The following is an 18,140-nucleotide window of genomic DNA, read 5'->3' on the forward strand; positions in this document are numbered from 1 at the left end:
AGGTTCAGATACAGGAAGCAGGAACGGATGCTGTCCGCAGACACCGTCACGCAGATCGCCGCGGAACTCGCCGAGGCCGACCGGAACCACTCCGTGATCCAGCGCATCACCGCACGGTATCCGGAGGCGACGGTCGAGGACTCGTACGCGATCCAGGGCGTGTGGCGCGACTCGCAGATCGCCGCCGGGCGTCGCCTCGTGGGTCGGAAGATCGGTCTGACATCCAAGGCGATGCAGCAGGCCACGGGCATCACCGAGCCCGACTACGGCGTGATGTTCGATGACACGGTCTACGAATCCGGCGCCGAGATCCCGGTCGACCACTTCTCGAACGTGCGCATCGAGGTCGAACTCGCCTTCGTGCTGAAGCATCCGCTGGAGGGCCCCGACTGCACTCTCGACGACGCACTCGCGGCGATCGACTACGCGGTGCCGGCGCTCGAGGTGCTGAACTCGCATATCGAGCTCGAGGGGCGCACGATCGTGGACACGATCAGCGACAACGCCGCATACGGCGCGATGGTGCTCGGAACCGTTCGCAAGCGCCCGGACGAGATCGACCTCCGCTGGGTGCCCGGCGTGCTGTCGCGCAACGGCGAGATCGAGGAGACCGGCGTCGCAGCCGGCGTGCTGGGTCACCCCGCCACCGGTGTCGCGTGGCTCGCGAACAAGTTCCACCAGCACGGCGCGCGTCTGGAGGCCGGGGAGATCATCCTGGCAGGATCGTTCACACGCCCGATGTGGGTGTCGCGCGGCGATCAGGTGCTGTGCGACTACGGACCGATGGGAACGATCGAATGCCGCTTCATCTGAGCCCCTCCTTTCGCGAGCAGCTCGCCGCCTCCGACCGTGCACTGATCGGCATGTGGGCGTGTTCCGGCAGCCCGCTCGTGACCGAGGTGGCCGCAGGATCCGGCCTCGACTGGATGCTGATCGACATGGAGCACTCTGCGAACACGCTGGAGTCCACCCTCCTGCAGCTGCAGGTCGTCGCCGCCTATCCGATCACCCCGGTGGTGCGCGTCCCGTCGAACGACGCGGTGGCGATCAAGCAGGTCCTCGATCTCGGCGCGCAGAACCTCATCGTGCCGATGGTCTCGTCGGTCGATGAGGCGCGTGCAGCCGTCGCCGCGACCCGTTATCCGCCCGAGGGTGTGCGCGGTGTCGGCAGTGCGCTCGCGCGCAGCGCCCGCTGGAACCGCGTTGATCGGTACCTGCAGGACTCGGCTCGGCACACGTCACTGACCGTGCAGATCGAGACGGCCGCGGGGGTCGAGGCCGCCGCCGAGATCGCGGCCATCGACGGCGTGGATGCGGTGTTCGTGGGGCCCTCCGACCTCTCGGCGTCGATGGGACTGCTCGGACAGCAGACCCACTCCGACGTGGTCAGCGCGGTCGAGCAGGTCTTCGCCGCGGTGAAGGATGCGGGCAAGCCTGTGGGCGTCAACGCCTTCGACCCGAGCGCTGCCGATGCCTACATCGCCGCTGGTGCGGACTTCGTGGCAGTCGGCGCCGACGTGGCGATGCTCGCGCGGGCGTCCGAGGCGCTCGCCGCCCGCTTCATCCCGGCATCCGACGACGCGACCCGCGCCAGCTACTGACACCCTCGCCGCGCCTCACCGACGTGGGAGGATCGACGGATGCAGAGAAGCGAGGCGCCGTCATGATCCGTGCTCTCGCCGCGATGCAGGACAAGGGATTCCGCTGGTTCTTCCTCGCCCGCGCGATCACGCTGATCGCCGGGTCGATGTCGTCGATAGCCCTGGCCTTCGCGGTGCTCGAGATCGACAACGACGCGCGGTCCCTGTCGCTCGTGCTCGCCGCCTTCACCGTCAGCAACATCGTCTTCCTGCTGTTCGGCGGAGTGATCGCCGACCGACTGCCGCGCGCGCTCATCATCCAGTCCTGCTACGTCATCGACATCCTCACCGTCGGCGCGATGGCGGCGCTCCTGTTCAGCGGCACCGCCACGGTTCCCCTGCTCGCGCTGCTGTCGGTCGTGAACGGAGCCTCCACCGCGTTCGTGCTGCCGGCGATGCAGGGGATCATCCCGCAGCTCACCTCCCCCGAGCACCTGCAGCAGGCGAACGCGATGCTGTCGTTCGTACGCTCTGCGACCACGATCGGCGGCCCGATCATCGCCGGCATCGTGGTCGCTGCCGCAGGCCCCGCCTGGGCCATGGTCGTGCAGGGGATCGGCTGGGTCATCGCGATCCCCGTCCTGGCCATGGTCAGGCTCCCACCGCCTGGTCATGCGGGCGGAACCACGATGTTCCACGACCTCCGAGTCGGTTGGCAGGAGTTCTGGGGTCGCACGTGGCTGTGGGTGATCGTGCTCGCTTTCATGGTGATGAACGCGATCCACATCGGCGCCTGGGGAGTCGTCGGTCCGTACATCGCGAAGAACGACGAACGGCTCGGGATCGCCGGGTGGGGGTGGGTGGTCAGCGCCGAAGGCGTCGGCATCCTGTTGATGACGCTCATCCTGATGTGGTTCCCGCTGAGGCGTCCACTGCGCTACGGGATGATCGGCATGGCCGCGTTCGCGATCCCGCTGACGGTGCTCGGCATCCACCCCGCCGTGATCCTGCTGGCCATCGCCGCGTTCATCGCCGGTGCGGGAGCCGAGGTGTTCAGCACCGGGTGGAACCTCGCGATGATGGAGAACGTGCCCGGCGACAAGCTGTCGCGTGTCTCGAGCTACGACATGCTCGGAAGCTACGTCGTGATGCCCATCGGCACCCTCGTGTACGGCTGGCTCATCACGCACAGCGACGTCGAGACGGTCCTGATCACCTCGGGGATCCTGTACGCATCGATCGCGGTGGTGACCCTGCTGGTGCCCAGCGTCTGGCGCATGGGGCGCCCTGCGGATGCGGTGTCGCCGCGCGAGGAGTTGGCGGATTCATAGCAATCCGGGTGAGACTGGGGGAATGACCTTCGCCGCGCTCCAGCCGCTCGCAGACCGTGCCGCACTGTTCACCGCTCTCCGCCAGGATGCCCTGGCCACCGCACTCGAGAGCCTCGGCGACAATCGCTGGGACGCCGATATGGCGGCAGGCACCCTCACGTTCACCTCGAATGACGACGCCTCCCGTCAGATCGTGACGCGCGCGCACCTCGTCGCGACGATCGCACCAGGACCCCGCTCACTGCTCTGGGCGTGGGCGCACCCGCAGGGAGACTCCGCCGGTGTCGCCGCGCAGCTGCGCGACTACGGCACCGAGCACGGCATCGCCGAGCTGAGCCAGACCGAGCTGCCCTTCCCCGAAGACGCCGCCGGCGATGCCGAGTGGATCACGCAGGCGGCCCACACGGTCGGCGGCGTGGCCGTCGAGCTCACCGGCCGGGCGCCGTACTACCTCGCTCCGGTCGGCGGCGGCACGTACGCGGTGTTCCTTCTCGACGCCCCGCTCCCCCCGCTCACCGTCGCATCCGCGGCGATCGTGCTTCCCCGCATCCTGGCGGGCCTCGCGATGTCCGATGCTCGCACCGCGGTCTGGGACGCCGTCCGCCTGGCCGGATGGACTCTCACCTGGACCGATGAGTCGTTCAGCGGCGCCACGATCGCCGACAGCACCGGCACGGCGACGTTCCGCTTCGATGAGCAGGCGCGCATCACCAACATCGAGAGCAGCCTGCACCCGCAGGGCTGATCTCCCAACGAGAACAGCGCGTCAGCGGCCCAGCCGCTGACGCGCTGTCTTCGTTCCGGGGCCGATCGGTGCATGCGCGGTGGCCGCCGCGAGTCCGAACACCGGCATGTCGACGTACACAGCCTCGAGGTCCGCCACCGGCACCTGATAGGTCTCGTGCCAGACCCCGACGCTTCCGCTCCCCTGCAGCGTGCGCATGAAGTCGCGCCACGGCTGCAGGTGCGGCGCGTCGCGGTCGGCGGCGAAGCGCTGCAGGTGCTCGGGGCTCTCCCAGTACGACAACAGGATGGTCGTGCGACCGAACCAGCTGTGGGCTCCGAGCATCCCCGCATCCTCATGCGTCGCAAGATGCCGCAGCATCGGCGGCATCTTGCTGGCCGTGCGCATCACGCGCCCCAGTTGCCACCACCGATTCGCCCGCATCCCGATCAGGAAGACCGTGACGTCCGAGCGTTCCGGCGAGGCCGTGAACCGACCGGGGAAGACCTGCTGAGCCATGGGATTCTCCTTGGAACGTTGTTATGTAACTGCGTTATGCAACAACGTTACGGTAAGCTCGACTCCATGGCAAGACCTCCTCTGTACGACGACGCACTGCGCGGCCGCCTCCTGGAGGCGACAGCCGAGATGGTCGACGACAAGGGTCCTGAGCGGATCAGCCTGCGCGACATCGCGCAGAACGCGGGCACCTCGACCTCGGCGGTCTACGCGCTGTTCGGCGGCAAGACCGAGCTGCTCGTGGCCGTCATCGAGCATGGCTTCGCGTCGTTCGGCGATACGCAGGCAGCGGCCGAGCCACAGGGGCTGCGCGCTCTCGGGCTCGCGTACCGGTCGTGGGCCATGGCCAACCCGGCGCTCTATCGCCTCATGTTCGGCGGCGGGGTGGCCACCGACGACTGCCGCCCGGACGACGCGACCATGAGCACGGCCATGGCGCCCCTCGTGCGCGCACTCGCCGCGCGAGTCGACGAGCCCGAGGTGATGGCCGCAGCCCTCACCGTCTGGGCGCAGGTGCATGGCGCCGTGAGCCTCGAGCTCGCCGGAGTCACTCCCCCGCTCGTCCCCTGGGACTCCGTCTACGACGCGGTGGTGGATGCGGTCGAGCGGGCCTTCCCCGCCCGCTGAACACTCCCGTCTCGCCCGAGAGGTGCCACCGCATCCGGGAGTGTGGAATTCTGGTCGCATGAAGAACGGAATCGTCCGGTTCGCCGCCCTCTACGTGTTCAACGTCGCGGTGCTGCTCCTCATCGGCCTGCTGTCAGCGGGTGTCTCCGTCGGGTTCCACGCGCTCTGGGCCGCGGTCATCCTGACTCTCGCGGCGCTGTTCGTGAAGCCGCTGCTCACCGGCGCGTTCCGCAAGGCGGCAGCCAAGTCCGCAGCCGACCGCACCAAGACCGGTGAGAAGGTCGTGCAGTACGTCCTCGTCTACCTCGTCGAGCTCCTCATCTGGGTGGCCGTCGTGTGGCTGAGCGGCGTCCGCGCCTCCGGCTTCTGGAGCTACGCGCTTCCTCCGCTGTTCCTGCTCTTCGGCTGGATGATCTACGACCAGGTCGACGACAAGCTGCGGGCGAAGGCCGGCGAGCTGTACGACGTGGTGCAGGGCAAGGTGTCGGGCAGGAAGGCCGCCCCGGGCTCTGCAGCCCCCGCCGCACAGGCGCCCGCCACCGCCGAGGCGCGCGAGGAGCTCCACGACGGTCTGACCCCCGAGCAGCGACGGATGCTCGACGAGCTCGGCTGAACGCAGACGGTCCCGATCTGCGGACCTCGCCCCGATTCGCGGACGAATCGGCGGGAGAAATCAGCGGATCGGGACCGGATGCGCAGATCGGGACCGACGAGGGTCAGACGAGGCGTTCGGCCGCCTCGACGACGTTGGTCATGAGCAGCGCCACCGTCATGGGGCCGACGCCGCCGGGGTTGGGAGAGACCCAGCCCGCGACCTCGGAAACGTCCGGGTGCACGTCTCCGAAGACCAGGCTCTTGCCCGTCTCGGGATCGGTCTCACGCGTCACGCCCACATCGAGCACGGCGGCTCCGGGCTTGACGTCCCCGGCACGGATGAGGTGCTTCACGCCGGCTGCGGCGACGATGACATCGGCCTCGCGCAGGTAGCGCGGCATGTCCACCGTGCCGGTGTGCGTGAGCGTGACCGTGGCGTTCAGGTCGCGGCGGGTCAGCAGCAGCCCGATGGAGCGACCGATCGTCACGCCGCGCCCGACCACCACCACGTGCTTGCCCGCGAAATCGTAGCCGTTGCGCAGCAGCAGCTCGATCACACCCCGCGGCGTGCACGGCAGCGGAGTGTGGATCGGGTTGTTGACGTTGAGCACGAGTCGGCCGAGGTTGGTCGGGTGCAGACCGTCCGCATCCTTCGCCGGGTCGATCCGCTCGAGGATCGCGTCGGTGTCGATGTGCTTCGGCAGCGGCAGCTGCACGATGTAGCCGTGGCAGTCGGGGTCGGCGTTGAGCTCGTCGATCAGCGCCTCGACGTCGGCCTGGGTCGCGTCGGCGGGCAGCTCGCGCTGGATCGAGTTCATCCCGATCGCCTCGGACTGGCGGTGCTTCATGCCGACGTAGAGCTGGGATGCCGGGTCGGCACCGACGAGCACGGTCGCGATGCCGGGGACGATGCCCTTGACCTTCAGCGCGGCGACACGCTCGGTCAGCTCGGCCTTGATCGCGGCCGACGCCGCCTTGCCGTCGAGGATCGCAGCGGTCACTGCTGCAGGTCCGGGTAGAGCGGGAAGCCTGCGGCGAGCGCGTCGACGCGAGCACGGAGTGCGTCGACGTCGGCACCGGGAAGCAGTGCGAGGGCGATCACGTCGGCAACCTCGGTGAACTCGGCGTCGCCGAATCCGCGGGTCGCGAGCGCCGGGGTTCCGATGCGCAGACCCGAGGTGACCATCGGCGGACGCGGGTCGTTCGGCACGGCGTTGCGGTTGACGGTGATGTGGATGTCGTGGAGGAGGTCTTCGGCCTGCTTGCCGTCGATGTCGGCGTCACGCAGGTCGACCAGCACGAGGTGCACATCCGTGCCGCCCGAGCGCACTCCGATGCCCGCGTCCTTCACGTCCTGCTGCGAGAGACGCTCGGCGAGGATCGATGCGCCGCGCAGGGTACGCTCCTGACGCTCCTTGAACTCGGAGGTGCCCGCGAGCTTGAACGCGGTCGCCTTGGCGGCGATCACGTGCATGAGGGGGCCGCCCTGCTGCCCCGGGAAGACCGCCGTGTTGATCTTCTTCGCGAGGTCGGCATCGTTCGTCAGGATGAAGCCCGAACGGGGGCCGCCGATCGTCTTGTGCACGGTCGAGGAGACGACGTGTGCGTGCGGCACCGGGTTCGGGTGCAGACCCGCGGCGACGAGGCCGGCGAAGTGCGCCATGTCGACCCACAGCAGCGCGCCGACTTCGTCGGCGATCGCGCGGAAGGCGGCGAAGTCGAGGGTGCGGGGGTACGCCGACCAGCCGGCGATGATGACCTTCGGCTTGTGCTCGATCGCGAGGCGACGCACCTCGTCCATGTCGATGGTCGAGGTCTCGGGGTCGACACCATAGGCGACGATGTCGTAGAGACGGCCCGAGAAGTTGATCTTCATGCCGTGCGTCAGGTGACCGCCCTGGTCGAGGGCGAGTCCGAGGAGGGTGTCGCCGGGGCGCGCGATCGCGTGCAGGACGGCGGCGTTGGCCGATGCACCCGAGTGCGGCTGGACGTTGGCGAACTCCGAGCCGAACAGGTCCTTCGCACGCTGGATCGCGAGCTCTTCCGCGACGTCGACCTCTTCGCAGCCGCCGTAGTAGCGACGGCCGGGGTAGCCCTCGGCATACTTGTTGGTGAGCACGGAGCCCTGCGCCTGCAGCACCGAGACGGGGACGAAGTTCTCGGATGCGATCATCTCGAGGAACGTCTGCTGGCGCGCGAGCTCACGATCGAGGACCTGAGCGATCTCGGGGTCGACCTCGGCGAGTGGGGCGTTGAAGTAACGGTCGGTCATGACTTGCTCCTCTGACAACGGATTCGAAGGGGTATACCTATCGGCCCAGGCGCGCGGTCGAATTCCGTGGTCAGTCGCTCCCCGGTGGTAGTCCACCCAGACGCCAGTCGCGACGTGTGAAAGCATAGCCGATTTCCCTGTGCTCCCGGCGCGACGCAGGGTAGGTTTTGTTCATGGTCCTTCCCCATTCCATGCCTCTCGTCCCCCTGCCCGTTTCCGTCATCGTCGGCGATGGCCGGACACCCCTCTCCCAGACAGTTCGAGTCGTCGGCGACTCCCCTGTCGTCGCTCACCTGATCGACGCCGTCGCTCGGCGCAGCGGCATCCACCTCACCCGATCCTCCGACGCGACAGGAGAGATCCTCCTCCGCATCGACGCGGAGGTCGCAGCACCCGAGGGCTACACCCTCACGATCGCGGATTCCGTCGAGATCGTCGGCGGCGACGAGGCCGGTATGTTCTACGGCGTGCAGACACTGCTGCAGATGCTCCGCGAGGACGCCGACGGCTGGGGGTTCCTCCGCGCCGAGATCACCGATGCCCCCCGATTCGCACGACGCGGCGTGATGCTCGACGTCACCCGTCATTTCTTCTCCGTCGACGAGGTCAAGAAGTTCATCGACAGCACGAGCGCCCTCAAGTTCAATCACCTGCACCTGCACCTCACCGACGATCAGGGCTGGCGCATCCACATCGACTCCTGGCCCAAGCTCACGGAGCTCGCCTCCTCGACCGCGTCGCTCGGCGACCGCGGCGGCTTCTACTCGAAGGACGACTATCGCGAGATCGTCGCCTACGCCGCGGAGCACCACATGCTCGTGATCCCCGAGATCGATCTGCCCGGGCACACGCACGCGATCGGCGTCGCCTACCCCGAACTCGTCGAGGCCCCGGTCATGAACGACAGTCTGCTCGCGGAGTCGGAGCGTCTCGGGCAGCCGCTGCCGGTCGCCGGTGAGCCCTACCTCGGGTGGGGAGTCGGGCATTCGAGCGTCCGCATCCACGAGGAGCGCACCTACGAGTTCGTGCGGGATGTCGTGCGCGAACTGGCCGAGCTGACCCCTGGCCCGTACATCCACATCGGCGGAGACGAGTCGCTGGGCACACCGCAGGCGGACTTCGACCTGTTCGTGGAGCGCGCGACGGCGATCGTCGTGGAGGAGGGCAAGATCCCCCTCGCCTGGCACGAGGTTGGTGCCGCCGACAAGATCGCCGAGGGCACCGTGGGCCAGTACTGGGGCAAGACCACCCCGGAAGGCACGCATGCCGCAGAGGCCGCGCACTTCGTCGAGCGCGGCGGCGCGCTCATCATGTCGGCAGCCGACGTCGCCTACCTCGACATGAAGTACTCAGCCGACTACCCGCTCGGACTCACATGGGCAGCGATCATCGATGTCCGCTCCGCATACGAGTGGGAGCCCACCGAGGTGCTGGATGTTCCCGACTCCGCGATCCTCGGCATCGAGGCCCCTCTCTGGAGCGAGACCACACGGACTTTCGATGAGGTCGAACGGCTGGTGTTCCCTCGCGCGGCCGCACAGGCCGAGGTCGCGTGGTCCCCGCGCGACGCCGCCGAGCGCGACTGGGAATCGTTCCGGGTGCGCCTCGGGTCGATGGCGCCCCTGTGGAAGGCTGGGAACGTCGACTTCCACCCCGCAGAAGAGATCCCTTGGAGCACGCGATGACACCCGATTCCTCCGCGACCGGTTCGCTCGTCATCCACTCGGCCCGGCTGGTGGACGATGGCGCGATCCTCGAGGACGCCTGGATTCGGATCGAGCACGGACTGGTCACGGGCCGCGGCGTCGGCGACACCTGGGCGCCTGCGGATCAGGTCGTCGATGCGACTGCCGTCGCCGGGCCGGATGCCGTGCTCACCCCCGGGTTCGTCGACATCCACGGCCACGGAGGTGCGGGTGCGTCGTTCGACGACGGCATCGAGGCGATCCGCACCGCTCGGGCCCTGCATCGTGAGCACGGCACCACGCGTGCGGTCGTCTCGTTGGTGACCGCGCCACTCGACGACCTCGCGGTGCGGGTCGGCGAGATCGCGGACCTCATGCAGACGGATGCCGACATCCTCGGGTCGCACCTCGAGGGCCCGTTCCTCGACCCCGCTCACCACGGCGCCCACGAGCCGACGCTGCTCCGGGATCCCGTCGGCTCCGATGTCGCCCGACTGCTCACGGCAGGCCGAGGCACCATCCGACAGGTCACGATCGCTCCCGAGCTCCCTGGGGGCCTCGATGCGATCCGGCTGATCGTCGACGCGGGCGCTGCAGCCGCCGTCGGCCACACGAACGCGGATGCCGCGACCGCGGTGGCGGCGTTCGAGGCCGGCGCGTCCGTACTCACCCACGCGTTCAACGCGATGCCCGGCATCCACCATCGTGCCCCTGGGCCTGTGCTCGCCGCGGCCGCCGACCACCGCGTGGTGCTCGAGGCTATCGCCGACGACGTGCACCTCGATCCCCACGTGATCAAGCTCGTCTTCGACTCCGCGCCGGGGCGCGTCGCGCTCATCACCGACGCGATGGCAGCGGCCGGAAGCGCCGACGGCCACTACGAACTGGGTGCGGTCAGCGTGACGGTGAAGGACGGCATCGCACGCGCCGACGACACCGGCTCGATCGCAGGTTCGACCCTCACGCAGGACGTCGCGCTGCGCAGGGCGATCGCCGCCGGTGTCGCGCTTCCCGAGGCGGTGCGGGCATTGACCGCGACCCCCGCCCGGGCGATCGGCCACGGCGACCGGCTCGGACGCCTCGTCGACGGCTTCGTGGGAGACGCGGTGCTGCTGGATGCGCAGCTGCGCGTCGTGCGCGTGTGGGTGGGCGACCGACCGTAGGCGGACGCCGCGCGCGCATCGACGCGCAGCTCAGCATTCTCCGGTCGTGCCCCTCGTGGGTGAGGGGCCGCCGTTCCCCAGAGCGGCGGCCCCGTCACATTCCCCCACGTCGAGAGCTGGCGGGCCGAGCGCTCCTCCCCCGAGGTGCCCGACCCGCCATGCCGGTGCACTTACCCCTTGCACCAGCGCCTGAGCTCCGCCCCCCGGTGGAGCTCCATGGCTGTCTCTATGTGATGAGACGAAGGCGACCCGGATTCATTACGCGACTTCTCAGATTTTTTTTCGAGATTCTCTCCGCCGGAAGCCGTATACGACTCTGATCTGGGGTTTCCACGGAATAACTCACTCGGGCGAAGTTTCTCCCAAGGGGTGGCGACCCTGGGAGATTGGAGAGAGAATGGAGAAGACGCGTGATGAAAATGGGGTTCACGCGTCTCTTCATGTGGAGGCGCGCTCGCGCTCCACGACAGATGGATGACAGTGGACCAGGACAGCACTTCGCACGAGGAATCGATCGCAGACGCCGATCTCGTCCTGCGCACCCGTTCGGGTGACGCGGCGGCGTTCGGAGAACTCTGGAGGCGGCACTACCCGTCCGGGATGTCCGTTGCGCGGTCGATCACGTCGTCGATCGATCCCGACGACCTCGTGCAGGAGTCGTATACCCGCATCTATCAGGCGATCATCAAGGGCGGCGGCCCGAACGGCTCGTTCCGCGCCTACCTGTTCACGAGCATCCGCAACACCGCCGCCGCATGGGGACGGTCGCGCCGCGAATCGGCGATCGACGAGCTCGATACCGTCGCCGACCCCGACAGCACCGAGCAGGCGGCCAACGAGGCCCTCGACCGCAGCCTGACCGCGCAGGCGTTCCGCAGCCTCCCCTCCCGCTGGCAGGAGGTGCTCTGGTACACCGAGATCGAGCAGATGAAGCCGCAAGAGGCGGGCCCCCTGCTCGGCATGAAGGCCGGCGCCGTGTCGCAGCTCGCTTTCCGGGCACGCGAGGGACTCCGCGAAGCATGGATCCAGGCGCACCTGCGCAGCGCAGCAGCCGGTTCGGATTGCCAGTGGACCATCGAGCACCTCGGCGCATACTCGCGTGGCAACCTCAGCACCCGCGACCACAAGCGACTCGAACTGCACCTCGACGAGTGCGCACGCTGCATGATCGTCGCCGCTGAGGCGAAGGACGTGTCGAAGCGGCTCGCACTCGTGCTGCTCCCGCTCGTTCTCGGTGTGGCCGGCTCCGCCGGTTACCTCGCCACCCTCCAGGGCGGCGGCACTCCGATCGTCGCGCTCGCGGCTATGCCGTCGGGGATCACCCAGGGCGCAGCAGTCGTCGCCGGCGGAGGAACCGCATCCGGCGGTGTCGCCGGCGGTGCGGGCGGCTCCGCGGGCGGTTCGGCCGGAGGAGGCGCCGGCGGCGCGACCTCCGGCGGCATCTTCAGCGGAGTGGGCGCGTTCGTGGGAGCCGGATCCGCCGCACTCGTCGTGGCAGGCGTCGTCGCCGCGGCCACGATCATCCCGGGGCTCGCCGGAGCGAACCCCGCCGCGTCTCTGCCGAGCGCCGGCGACAGCGACTCCTCGTCGATCAGCTCCGATGTCGGTCCTGACGAGGCGATGGCCGAGGAGAAGCCGGTGATCGTCGACGACACCGAGCCCGAGAAGCAGCCCGAGCTGCCGCCGGTCGAGGCACCCGTGACTCCTGAGCCCGCCGAGGACACGGCTCCTGCGCTCGTGGCTCCTGCCGCACCGGCCCCGCCGGTCGAGACGGTGAAGCCCGCACCGCCCGTGGAACCGGGCGCGCCGGAAGAGCCGACCGACCCCACGGACCCGACCGATCCCACGGACCCGACGGATCCCGTGGATCCGACCGATCCGGCCGTTCCGACCACGCCGATCGAGACGCAGGGCGCGAGCATCTGCGTGGACGATGCCGGCGACGGTGTCACGCACGTCTCAGTGCCCGTTGCCGGGCAGCCGGGCGCCGAGATCGAGGCGTTCCTGGGTCGCGGCGGCGGCGGAGACAACCTGTCGTTGAGCGACGCAGGTACCGGCACCGTCGATCTTCGACCGACTCTCGGTCAGATCATCCTCGGCACGACCGTAGAGATCCACTATGTGACCGATGCAGGGCCGGTCCTGCCGCACAACACGACCCTCGCCGGGCTCGGAGTGACTCTCGACTCGGTGCTGCTCGCGCCTTCGTGCGACGGACAGGTCGACGAGGTCCTCGACGAGACGCCCGCTGACGAACCGGCACCCGTCGAGCAGGCGGCCGTCGCACCCGTGCAGACCGCAGACCCCGCACCGGTCGAAACCGCGCCCGCCGGAGCGCCGGAACCGGTCGAAGCGCCGGCTGAGGCACCAGTCGAGGAACCTGCTGTCGTCGAAACACCCGCGCCCGCCCCCGTCGAGGCTGTCACCCCCGAAGACGCTGCTCGGGTGGACGAGCTCGTCGCCGCAGAAGAGGCCGCACCCGCGCTCTGACCCGCTGTCCGCGGCGAATAGACTGGATCCATGCCCCAGGATCCCGCCTCAGTGCCCGGCGTCGACCGCCCGAACTTCACCGCCCTCGACATCGTGCGCTCGATCATCCTGGTCGTCGCCGTCGGCACTCTCGCGCTGTGGGGTTTCGCCCTGTGGTCGTTCCCGTGGAACATCATCATCGGCATCGGCGCTCCTGTCGTCGTGATCCTGATCTGGGCCCTCTTCCTCTCCCCCCGTCCGGTGCTGCGACTGCATCCGTTCCTCCGTGCGGCCGTCGAGCTGCTGATCTACGTCGGAGTGACGATCGCCTGGTGGCTGATGGAGCAGCCGATCATCGGCATCGCCTTCGCCCTCGTCGCCGTCGGGGCCGGCGTCGTCAGCGGCCGGCGCCGCATCGCATGAGCGCGCTCGATCGACTGATCGCCGCTCTCGGCGAACTCGTAGACACGACCCCGATCGTCCTCGACGACGCTCGCGCCGACAAGTCCGGGCACGCGGCTCCCGGCCGCCCGCTGGCGGTCGTGCACGCCGAGACGGTCGAGCATGTTCAGAGCGTGATGCGCATCGCCACCGAGACGCGCACACCCGTCGTCGTGCGCGGCGCAGGCACCGGACTCGCGGGTGCCGCGAACGGCGGCGAGGGCGAGATCGTCCTCTCCACCCGGCGCATGACCGCGATCCACGAGATCCGCCCCGACGATCTGCTCGCCGTCGTCGAACCGGGCATCCTCAACGCCGACCTCAACGACCTGCTCGCCGAGCACGGCCTGTGGTGGGCGCCCGACCCTGCGAGCCGTGCGATCTCGACCGTGGGCGGCAACATCGCCACCGGCGCGGGCGGCCTCCTGTGCGCGAAGTACGGAGTGGTGCGCGATGCGGTGCTCGGCCTCGACCTGGTGCTCGCAGACGGACGCCTGCTGCACCTCGGCCACCGCAGCGTCAAAGGCGTGACCGGACTCGATCTCACCTCCCTCGTGATTGGTTCGGAGGGCACACTCGGCGTCGTCGTCGGCGCCACCCTGAAGCTGCGTCGGCTCGTCGAGGGCACGACCTGCACCGTCACCGCGATCTTCCCGGATGTCCGCTCCGCCGCAGCCGCCTCTGCCGCCGTGACCGCTTCGGGCGTGCAGCCCGCGATCATGGAGCTCATGGATGCGGCGAGCCTGGCTGCCGTCGCCGCCCTGCTCGATCTCCCCTCCCCCGCTGCAGGCAGCGCCCAGCTGACCATCCAGACCGACGGGCCCGCGGCCGAAGCCGAGGCCACGACGATCGAGGCGATCCTCTCGGCACACCACGGTGTGACGCAGGTCTCCCACGACCGTGAAGAGGGCGAGCGCCTGCTGGCCATCCGCCGTGCCATGCATCCGGCCATGTCCGCTCTCGGCACGACCCTCATCGAAGACGTGTCAGTGCCCCGCAGCGCGATGCCTGCGATGTTCGACGAGATCGCCCGTATCGAGAAGGCCTACTCGATGAGCATCCCGACCGTGGCGCATGCCGGTGACGGCAACCTGCATCCCAACTTCATCTTCGACGGCGCAGAGCCTCCCGCCGAGGTGTGGGCGGCCGCAGACGAGCTGTTCCGCGCCGCGATCGCTCTCGGCGGCACCCTCACCGGCGAGCACGGGATCGGGACGCTGAAGAGCCGCTGGCTGGCCGACGAGCTCGGCGACCACCAGTGGGAGCTGCAGCGGCAGATCACCCGCGTGTTCGACCCGCTCGGCATCCTGAACCCCGGCAAGGTCTTCGCGGTCGATGCCTGACATCCACGTCAGCGCAGCGGTGATCGTCGACGATGCGGGCCGGGTGCTGGTCGTGCGCAAACAGGGTACGACGCGCTTCATGCAACCCGGTGGCAAGCCCGAACCGGGTGAGACCCCGTCGCAGACGCTGATCCGCGAGCTGCATGAGGAGCTCGGGCTGCGACTCGACGAGGGCGACCTCGAGCCGTTGGGCACGTTCGTCTCCGAGGCCGCGAACGAACCGGGTCATCGTGTCGTCGCCGAGGCGTTCTCGGTGTCGATCGCGGCAGCGCAGGTAACCGTTCAGGCGGAACTCGCCGAGCTCCGTTGGATCACCCCGACCGACGCCGAGACGCTTCCGCTCGCCCCGCTGAGCGTGGAGCACCTGCTCCCGCTCGCGTGGCCGACATCACGCCGCTGAGGCCCGAGCCTCAGATGCCCTGCCAGGCGGGCTTGTTCGCGTAGGTGTAGCGGTAGTAGTCGGCGAGCTTCAGACGCGAGGCCGCAGCCTCGTCGACCACGACCGTCGCGTGCGGGTGCAGCTGGATCGCGGAGCCGGGCAGGATGGCCGAGAGCGGCCCCTCGACGGCATCCGCGACGGCCTGCGCCTTGCCCTCGCCGAACGCGAGCAGCACAAGGTGACGCGCACGCAGGATCGTACCCAGCCCCTGCGTGATGCAGTGCATCGGGACGTCGTCGATCGAATCGAAGAAGCGTGCGTTGTCCTCGCGGGTCTGCTCGGTGAGGGTCTTCACGCGCGTGCGCGAGGCGAAGGACGAGCCGGGTTCGTTGAAGCCGATGTGGCCGTCGGTGCCGATCCCGAGGATCTGCAGGTCCACACCTCCGGCCGCATCGATGGCGGTCTCGTAGTCTTCGCCTGCGTGCTGGATGGTGGCCTGAGCCCCATTGGGCACGTGGATGCGTCGGGGGTCGAGTCCGAGCGGCTCGACGACCTCCCGCGTGATCACCGAACGGTAGCTCTCGGGGTGCGCCGGGTCGAGGCCGACGTACTCGTCGAGGGCGAATCCGCGGACCTGCGACACGTCGCGACCCGCGAGCCTGGCACGCAGCGCCTGGTACACGGGAAGCGGGGTCGAGCCCGTCGCGAGTCCGAGCACGGCATCGGGACGACCGTCGATCAGCTCGACGATCTCGGCGGCGACCAGCGCGCCTGCCGCTTCGGCGTTCTCGACGATGACGACTTCAGCCATGGGAAACAGTCTCCTTGGTGGGGGTGGATGATCCGACGAGAGCGGCACCGAGGGCTGCAGCGGGAGAACCCGCCGGGAGCAGCTCGATCCGCTCGTCGAGGTGCAGTGAACGCATGAACGCCGAGGCCTCGGCTCCTGCCTGGAGAGCACTGCGCACGCCCGTGTACAGGCGATCGCCGAGGGAGGTGAGGCCGCCGCCGATGATCACGCGTTCGACGTCGGCCGAGAGCACCAGCGCTCGCACCGCGGCCGCAGCGCCGTGGAAGAGATCGGCGCGAAGTTCCAGGGCGCGCTCATCTCCGGCCTCCGCTGCGTCCAGGATGTCGCGCACCGGGAGCGCGCCAGGACGATCCCAGGCGCGTGCCAACGCACCTCCCCCGCAGAAGGTCTCGATGCACCCCCGCTGGCCGCAGCCGCACAGGCGTCCGTGCGGATCGACCGAGAGATGGCCGACCTCGCCGGCCGTCCCTCGTGCTCCGCGCCAGATGGTGCCGTCGACGACGATCCCCGCAGCGACTCCCGTGCCGAGATTGAGGTATGCCATGGAGCCGTCGATGCCGCGGAGCACGGCGGCGCCGAGTGCAGCCGCCTTCACGTCGTTCTCGACCCTGACCGGGATGCCGAGCCGGCGGCCGGCGAGACCTGAGAGGTCGAGCGATTCGACGCCGAGGTTCACGGCGTGCAGCACGCGTCCCGTCTCGGCATCGACGAGTCCGGGGATGCCGACACCCACCGATTCGACGGCGGAGCGTGCGAAGCCGCCTTCCGCGGCCAGCGCGTCGACGGCGTCGACGATGCTGACGACGACCGCGTCCTCGCCCCATCCCGTCGCACGGCGGAGGCGCGCGAGGATGTCCCCCTCGGGAGACACCGCCACCGCGTCGATCTTGGTTCCGCCGACATCCAGGCCCACTCGAATCCGCCGACCGGAGAGGTCGACGGCGATCGCATCCGTCATCGGATGTCGCTCCTGCTCGTCTTCGAGTCGCCCACGCGCATCACGAGACGCCCAGCTGACTGGACAGCACCATCACAGCCGCGCCTCGCAGAACGATGTCGTCCTGCTGCGTGCGGCGGATGAGCGCGTCTTCGAAGACGCCCTCGAGCGTGCGGGCGTGGAGGGTCTCGACGGCGGCATCGATCAGCACGCCGTCGAGCAGGTCGCCGGGCCCCGAGAGCACGACCTCCGACAGGTCGAGAGCCGCGACGATCGGTGCGATCGCGATGCCCATGCGGGTGCCGGCGTCGCGGAGGATCTCGTCGCGCGATCCGGGAGAGGCGTCGATGGCCGGGCGGAGTCGTGTCTCACTGAGCCAGGCTTCGAGGCAGCCGTCCTTGCCGCAGGCACAGCGAGGCCCGCCATCGGTTCCGACCACCACGTGACCGATCTCCCCCGCGGCGAACCGGCTGCCGAGGAGAGGCTGGCTGCCCGTGATGACACCGGCACCCACTCCTCGACCGATCTTGATGAGCATGAAGTCGGCCTTCGCTTCGCCGAACGTGTACTCGGCGAGAACGGCGGCGTTGGCGTCGTTGCGGACGAGCACCGGAAGATCGAGGTCGATCCCGAGCTTGGCCTCGAGCGGGAGGTTGCTCCACCCGAGGTTCGGGGAGCTGAGCACGACGCCGTCAGGGCGGACGACACCCGGCGAGCCGATGCCGACGCCGAGGATCGGCTGGGTCGCGGTCGCGGCCAGGGCGCGCGCGAGCTCGAGCGTGGCGGCGTAGGCGGCATCGCCGTCTGCGGTCTCCGGACGAGGAACCTCTCGGCGTTCGAGCACATCGCCGTCGAGGCTGAGCAGCGCGCCCACGAAGGCGCTCGGACCAGACAGATCGAGGCCGATGATCTGGTGCCCCACGCGGTCGATGTCGATCAGGATCGGAGGCTTGCCCGGACCGACGGTCTCGCGCACTCCCATCTCGATCACGATGCCGTCGGCGATGAACTCGGCGACGAGGTCGGAGATGGTGACTCTCGTCAGCCCGGTCTCCCGCGAGAGGTCCGCCCTGCTCATGGCACCGGAGTGGTAGAGCGTCTGCAGGACGAGCGCGCGATTGTGGCCGCGCGCGTGCTCCGGGAGCACCTTCGAGCGCGAGCGCAGGTGGCGCCCGGGGCCGAAGGCGTGTGCGCTCGCAGCGACGTAGTCTGACGACGTCGATGGACGAGGATCATCCGATACGGACATGTTTGTTAGTAGACCT

The 18,140-nt window shown here is 69.0% G+C and carries 18 protein-coding genes and 1 riboswitch; of the genes, 12 read left to right on the plus strand and 6 right to left on the minus strand.

Going from position 1 to position 18,140, the window contains the following annotated elements; all coding sequences use genetic code 11:
* The first annotated feature begins 27 nt into the window (after positions 1 to 27).
* The 4 genes from OD997_RS15655 to OD997_RS15670 all read left to right on the plus strand — a co-directional run bounded on the left by OD997_RS15655 (position 28) and on the right by OD997_RS15670 (position 3,656).
* The gene (locus OD997_RS15655) at positions 28 to 813 is read left to right on the plus strand and encodes a fumarylacetoacetate hydrolase family protein (protein WP_434332511.1); all 786 of its coding nucleotides are present in this window, start codon (positions 28 to 30) and stop codon (positions 811 to 813) included.
* A complete protein-coding gene (locus OD997_RS15660) occupies positions 798 to 1,601 on the plus strand; it encodes an HpcH/HpaI aldolase family protein (protein ID WP_434332512.1) in 804 nt (267 codons plus the stop codon). Before OD997_RS15655 ends, OD997_RS15660 begins: the two co-directional genes overlap by 16 nt.
* A 62-nt stretch (positions 1,602 to 1,663) precedes the next feature.
* Positions 1,664 to 2,911 (plus strand): MFS transporter, encoded by a 1,248-nt coding sequence (locus OD997_RS15665; RefSeq protein ID WP_434332513.1) that lies wholly within the window; start codon positions 1,664 to 1,666, stop codon positions 2,909 to 2,911.
* Between the two features lie 22 nt (positions 2,912 to 2,933).
* Positions 2,934 to 3,656: a DUF6882 domain-containing protein gene (locus OD997_RS15670; protein ID WP_434332514.1), complete on the plus strand. Its 723-nt coding sequence runs from the start codon at positions 2,934 to 2,936 to the stop codon at positions 3,654 to 3,656.
* A gap of 21 nt (positions 3,657 to 3,677) precedes the next feature.
* Here OD997_RS15670 and OD997_RS15675 read toward each other — a convergent pair whose 3' ends face one another.
* Positions 3,678 to 4,154: a DUF4188 domain-containing protein gene (locus OD997_RS15675; protein WP_434332515.1), complete on the minus strand. Its 477-nt coding sequence runs from the start codon at positions 4,152 to 4,154 to the stop codon at positions 3,678 to 3,680.
* A 66-nt stretch (positions 4,155 to 4,220) separates the two neighbouring features.
* Between OD997_RS15675 and OD997_RS15680 the strand changes: the two genes are divergently transcribed.
* Together OD997_RS15680 and OD997_RS15685 are read left to right on the plus strand one after the other, a co-directional pair.
* Positions 4,221 to 4,781 (plus strand): TetR/AcrR family transcriptional regulator, encoded by a 561-nt coding sequence (locus OD997_RS15680; RefSeq protein WP_434332516.1) that lies wholly within the window; start codon positions 4,221 to 4,223, stop codon positions 4,779 to 4,781.
* 58 nt (positions 4,782 to 4,839) lie between these two features.
* The gene (locus tag OD997_RS15685) at positions 4,840 to 5,394 is read left to right on the plus strand and encodes a hypothetical protein (protein WP_434332517.1); all 555 of its coding nucleotides are present in this window, start codon (positions 4,840 to 4,842) and stop codon (positions 5,392 to 5,394) included.
* A 103-nt stretch (positions 5,395 to 5,497) separates the two neighbouring features.
* Here OD997_RS15685 and OD997_RS15690 read toward each other — a convergent pair whose 3' ends face one another.
* Positions 5,498 to 6,376: a bifunctional methylenetetrahydrofolate dehydrogenase/methenyltetrahydrofolate cyclohydrolase gene (locus tag OD997_RS15690; protein WP_434332518.1), complete on the minus strand. Its 879-nt coding sequence runs from the start codon at positions 6,374 to 6,376 to the stop codon at positions 5,498 to 5,500.
* Positions 6,373 to 7,647 carry a serine hydroxymethyltransferase gene (glyA, locus tag OD997_RS15695; RefSeq protein ID WP_434332519.1) on the minus strand — a complete coding sequence of 425 codons (1,275 nt, stop codon included), beginning with the start codon at positions 7,645 to 7,647 and terminating at the stop codon, positions 6,373 to 6,375. The genes OD997_RS15690 and glyA overlap by 4 nt, the downstream gene beginning before the upstream one ends.
* Positions 7,648 to 7,683: 36 nt before the next feature.
* Positions 7,684 to 7,768, minus strand: a riboswitch (ZMP/ZTP riboswitch).
* 52 nt (positions 7,769 to 7,820) lie between these two features.
* Here glyA and OD997_RS15700 point away from each other — a divergent pair.
* The 6 genes from OD997_RS15700 (at position 7,821) to OD997_RS15725 (ending at position 15,148) form a co-directional block, all read left to right on the plus strand.
* Entirely contained in the window at positions 7,821 to 9,332 is a 1,512-nt protein-coding gene (locus OD997_RS15700) for a beta-N-acetylhexosaminidase (protein WP_434332520.1), read from the plus strand.
* On the plus strand, positions 9,329 to 10,495 hold the full coding sequence (locus OD997_RS15705; protein WP_434332521.1) for an N-acetylglucosamine-6-phosphate deacetylase: 1,167 nt from the start codon (positions 9,329 to 9,331) through the stop codon (positions 10,493 to 10,495). The genes OD997_RS15700 and OD997_RS15705 overlap by 4 nt, the downstream gene beginning before the upstream one ends.
* A 474-nt stretch (positions 10,496 to 10,969) precedes the next feature.
* Positions 10,970 to 12,985: a sigma-70 family RNA polymerase sigma factor gene (locus OD997_RS15710; RefSeq protein ID WP_434332522.1), complete on the plus strand. Its 2,016-nt coding sequence runs from the start codon at positions 10,970 to 10,972 to the stop codon at positions 12,983 to 12,985.
* A gap of 30 nt (positions 12,986 to 13,015) precedes the next feature.
* Positions 13,016 to 13,387, plus strand: coding sequence for a YrdB family protein (locus OD997_RS15715; protein ID WP_434332523.1), 372 nt, complete (start codon positions 13,016 to 13,018; stop codon positions 13,385 to 13,387).
* Entirely contained in the window at positions 13,384 to 14,748 is a 1,365-nt protein-coding gene (locus OD997_RS15720; RefSeq protein ID WP_434332524.1) for an FAD-binding oxidoreductase, read from the plus strand. Before OD997_RS15715 ends, OD997_RS15720 begins: the two co-directional genes overlap by 4 nt.
* Positions 14,741 to 15,148, plus strand: coding sequence for an NUDIX hydrolase (locus OD997_RS15725; protein ID WP_434332525.1), 408 nt, complete (start codon positions 14,741 to 14,743; stop codon positions 15,146 to 15,148). Before OD997_RS15720 ends, OD997_RS15725 begins: the two co-directional genes overlap by 8 nt.
* A 10-nt stretch (positions 15,149 to 15,158) precedes the next feature.
* On the opposite strand, the gene nagB is transcribed toward OD997_RS15725, so the two are convergent.
* The 3 genes from nagB to OD997_RS15740 are packed head-to-tail and all read right to left on the minus strand — an operon-like array spanning position 15,159 to position 18,124.
* On the minus strand, positions 15,159 to 15,938 hold the full coding sequence (gene nagB, locus OD997_RS15730; RefSeq protein WP_434332526.1) for a glucosamine-6-phosphate deaminase: 780 nt from the start codon (positions 15,936 to 15,938) through the stop codon (positions 15,159 to 15,161).
* On the minus strand, positions 15,931 to 16,896 hold the full coding sequence (locus OD997_RS15735) for an ROK family protein (protein ID WP_434332527.1): 966 nt from the start codon (positions 16,894 to 16,896) through the stop codon (positions 15,931 to 15,933). The genes nagB and OD997_RS15735 overlap by 8 nt, the downstream gene beginning before the upstream one ends.
* Before the next feature lie 40 nt (positions 16,897 to 16,936).
* Complete coding sequence (locus tag OD997_RS15740) at positions 16,937 to 18,124, minus strand: ROK family transcriptional regulator (RefSeq protein WP_434332528.1); 1,188 nt, start codon at positions 18,122 to 18,124, stop codon at positions 16,937 to 16,939.
* Positions 18,125 to 18,140 lie beyond the last annotated feature (16 nt).

Origin of the sequence: Microbacterium sp. CGR1 (assembly GCF_051062835.1) — a bacterium.
Lineage (GTDB): Bacteria > Actinomycetota > Actinomycetes > Actinomycetales > Microbacteriaceae > Microbacterium.

Coding starts and splice junctions, on each gene's coding strand:
- OD997_RS15655 (WP_434332511.1), top strand. CDS start 28: ATGCTGTCCGCAGACACCGTCACGCAGATCGCCGCGGAACTCGCCGAG.
- OD997_RS15735 (WP_434332527.1), bottom strand. CDS start 16,896: ATGACGGATGCGATCGCCGTCGACCTCTCCGGTCGGCGGATTCGAGTG.
- glyA (WP_434332519.1), bottom strand. CDS start 7,647: ATGACCGACCGTTACTTCAACGCCCCACTCGCCGAGGTCGACCCCGAG.
- OD997_RS15740 (WP_434332528.1), bottom strand. CDS start 18,124: ATGTCCGTATCGGATGATCCTCGTCCATCGACGTCGTCAGACTACGTC.
- OD997_RS15665 (WP_434332513.1), top strand. CDS start 1,664: ATGATCCGTGCTCTCGCCGCGATGCAGGACAAGGGATTCCGCTGGTTC.
- OD997_RS15700 (WP_434332520.1), top strand. CDS start 7,821: ATGGTCCTTCCCCATTCCATGCCTCTCGTCCCCCTGCCCGTTTCCGTC.
- OD997_RS15705 (WP_434332521.1), top strand. CDS start 9,329: ATGACACCCGATTCCTCCGCGACCGGTTCGCTCGTCATCCACTCGGCC.
- OD997_RS15725 (WP_434332525.1), top strand. CDS start 14,741: ATGCCTGACATCCACGTCAGCGCAGCGGTGATCGTCGACGATGCGGGC.
- OD997_RS15685 (WP_434332517.1), top strand. CDS start 4,840: ATGAAGAACGGAATCGTCCGGTTCGCCGCCCTCTACGTGTTCAACGTC.
- OD997_RS15680 (WP_434332516.1), top strand. CDS start 4,221: ATGGCAAGACCTCCTCTGTACGACGACGCACTGCGCGGCCGCCTCCTG.
- OD997_RS15720 (WP_434332524.1), top strand. CDS start 13,384: ATGAGCGCGCTCGATCGACTGATCGCCGCTCTCGGCGAACTCGTAGAC.
- OD997_RS15670 (WP_434332514.1), top strand. CDS start 2,934: ATGACCTTCGCCGCGCTCCAGCCGCTCGCAGACCGTGCCGCACTGTTC.
- OD997_RS15660 (WP_434332512.1), top strand. CDS start 798: ATGCCGCTTCATCTGAGCCCCTCCTTTCGCGAGCAGCTCGCCGCCTCC.
- OD997_RS15675 (WP_434332515.1), bottom strand. CDS start 4,154: ATGGCTCAGCAGGTCTTCCCCGGTCGGTTCACGGCCTCGCCGGAACGC.
- OD997_RS15715 (WP_434332523.1), top strand. CDS start 13,016: ATGCCCCAGGATCCCGCCTCAGTGCCCGGCGTCGACCGCCCGAACTTC.
- OD997_RS15710 (WP_434332522.1), top strand. CDS start 10,970: ATGACAGTGGACCAGGACAGCACTTCGCACGAGGAATCGATCGCAGAC.
- nagB (WP_434332526.1), bottom strand. CDS start 15,938: ATGGCTGAAGTCGTCATCGTCGAGAACGCCGAAGCGGCAGGCGCGCTG.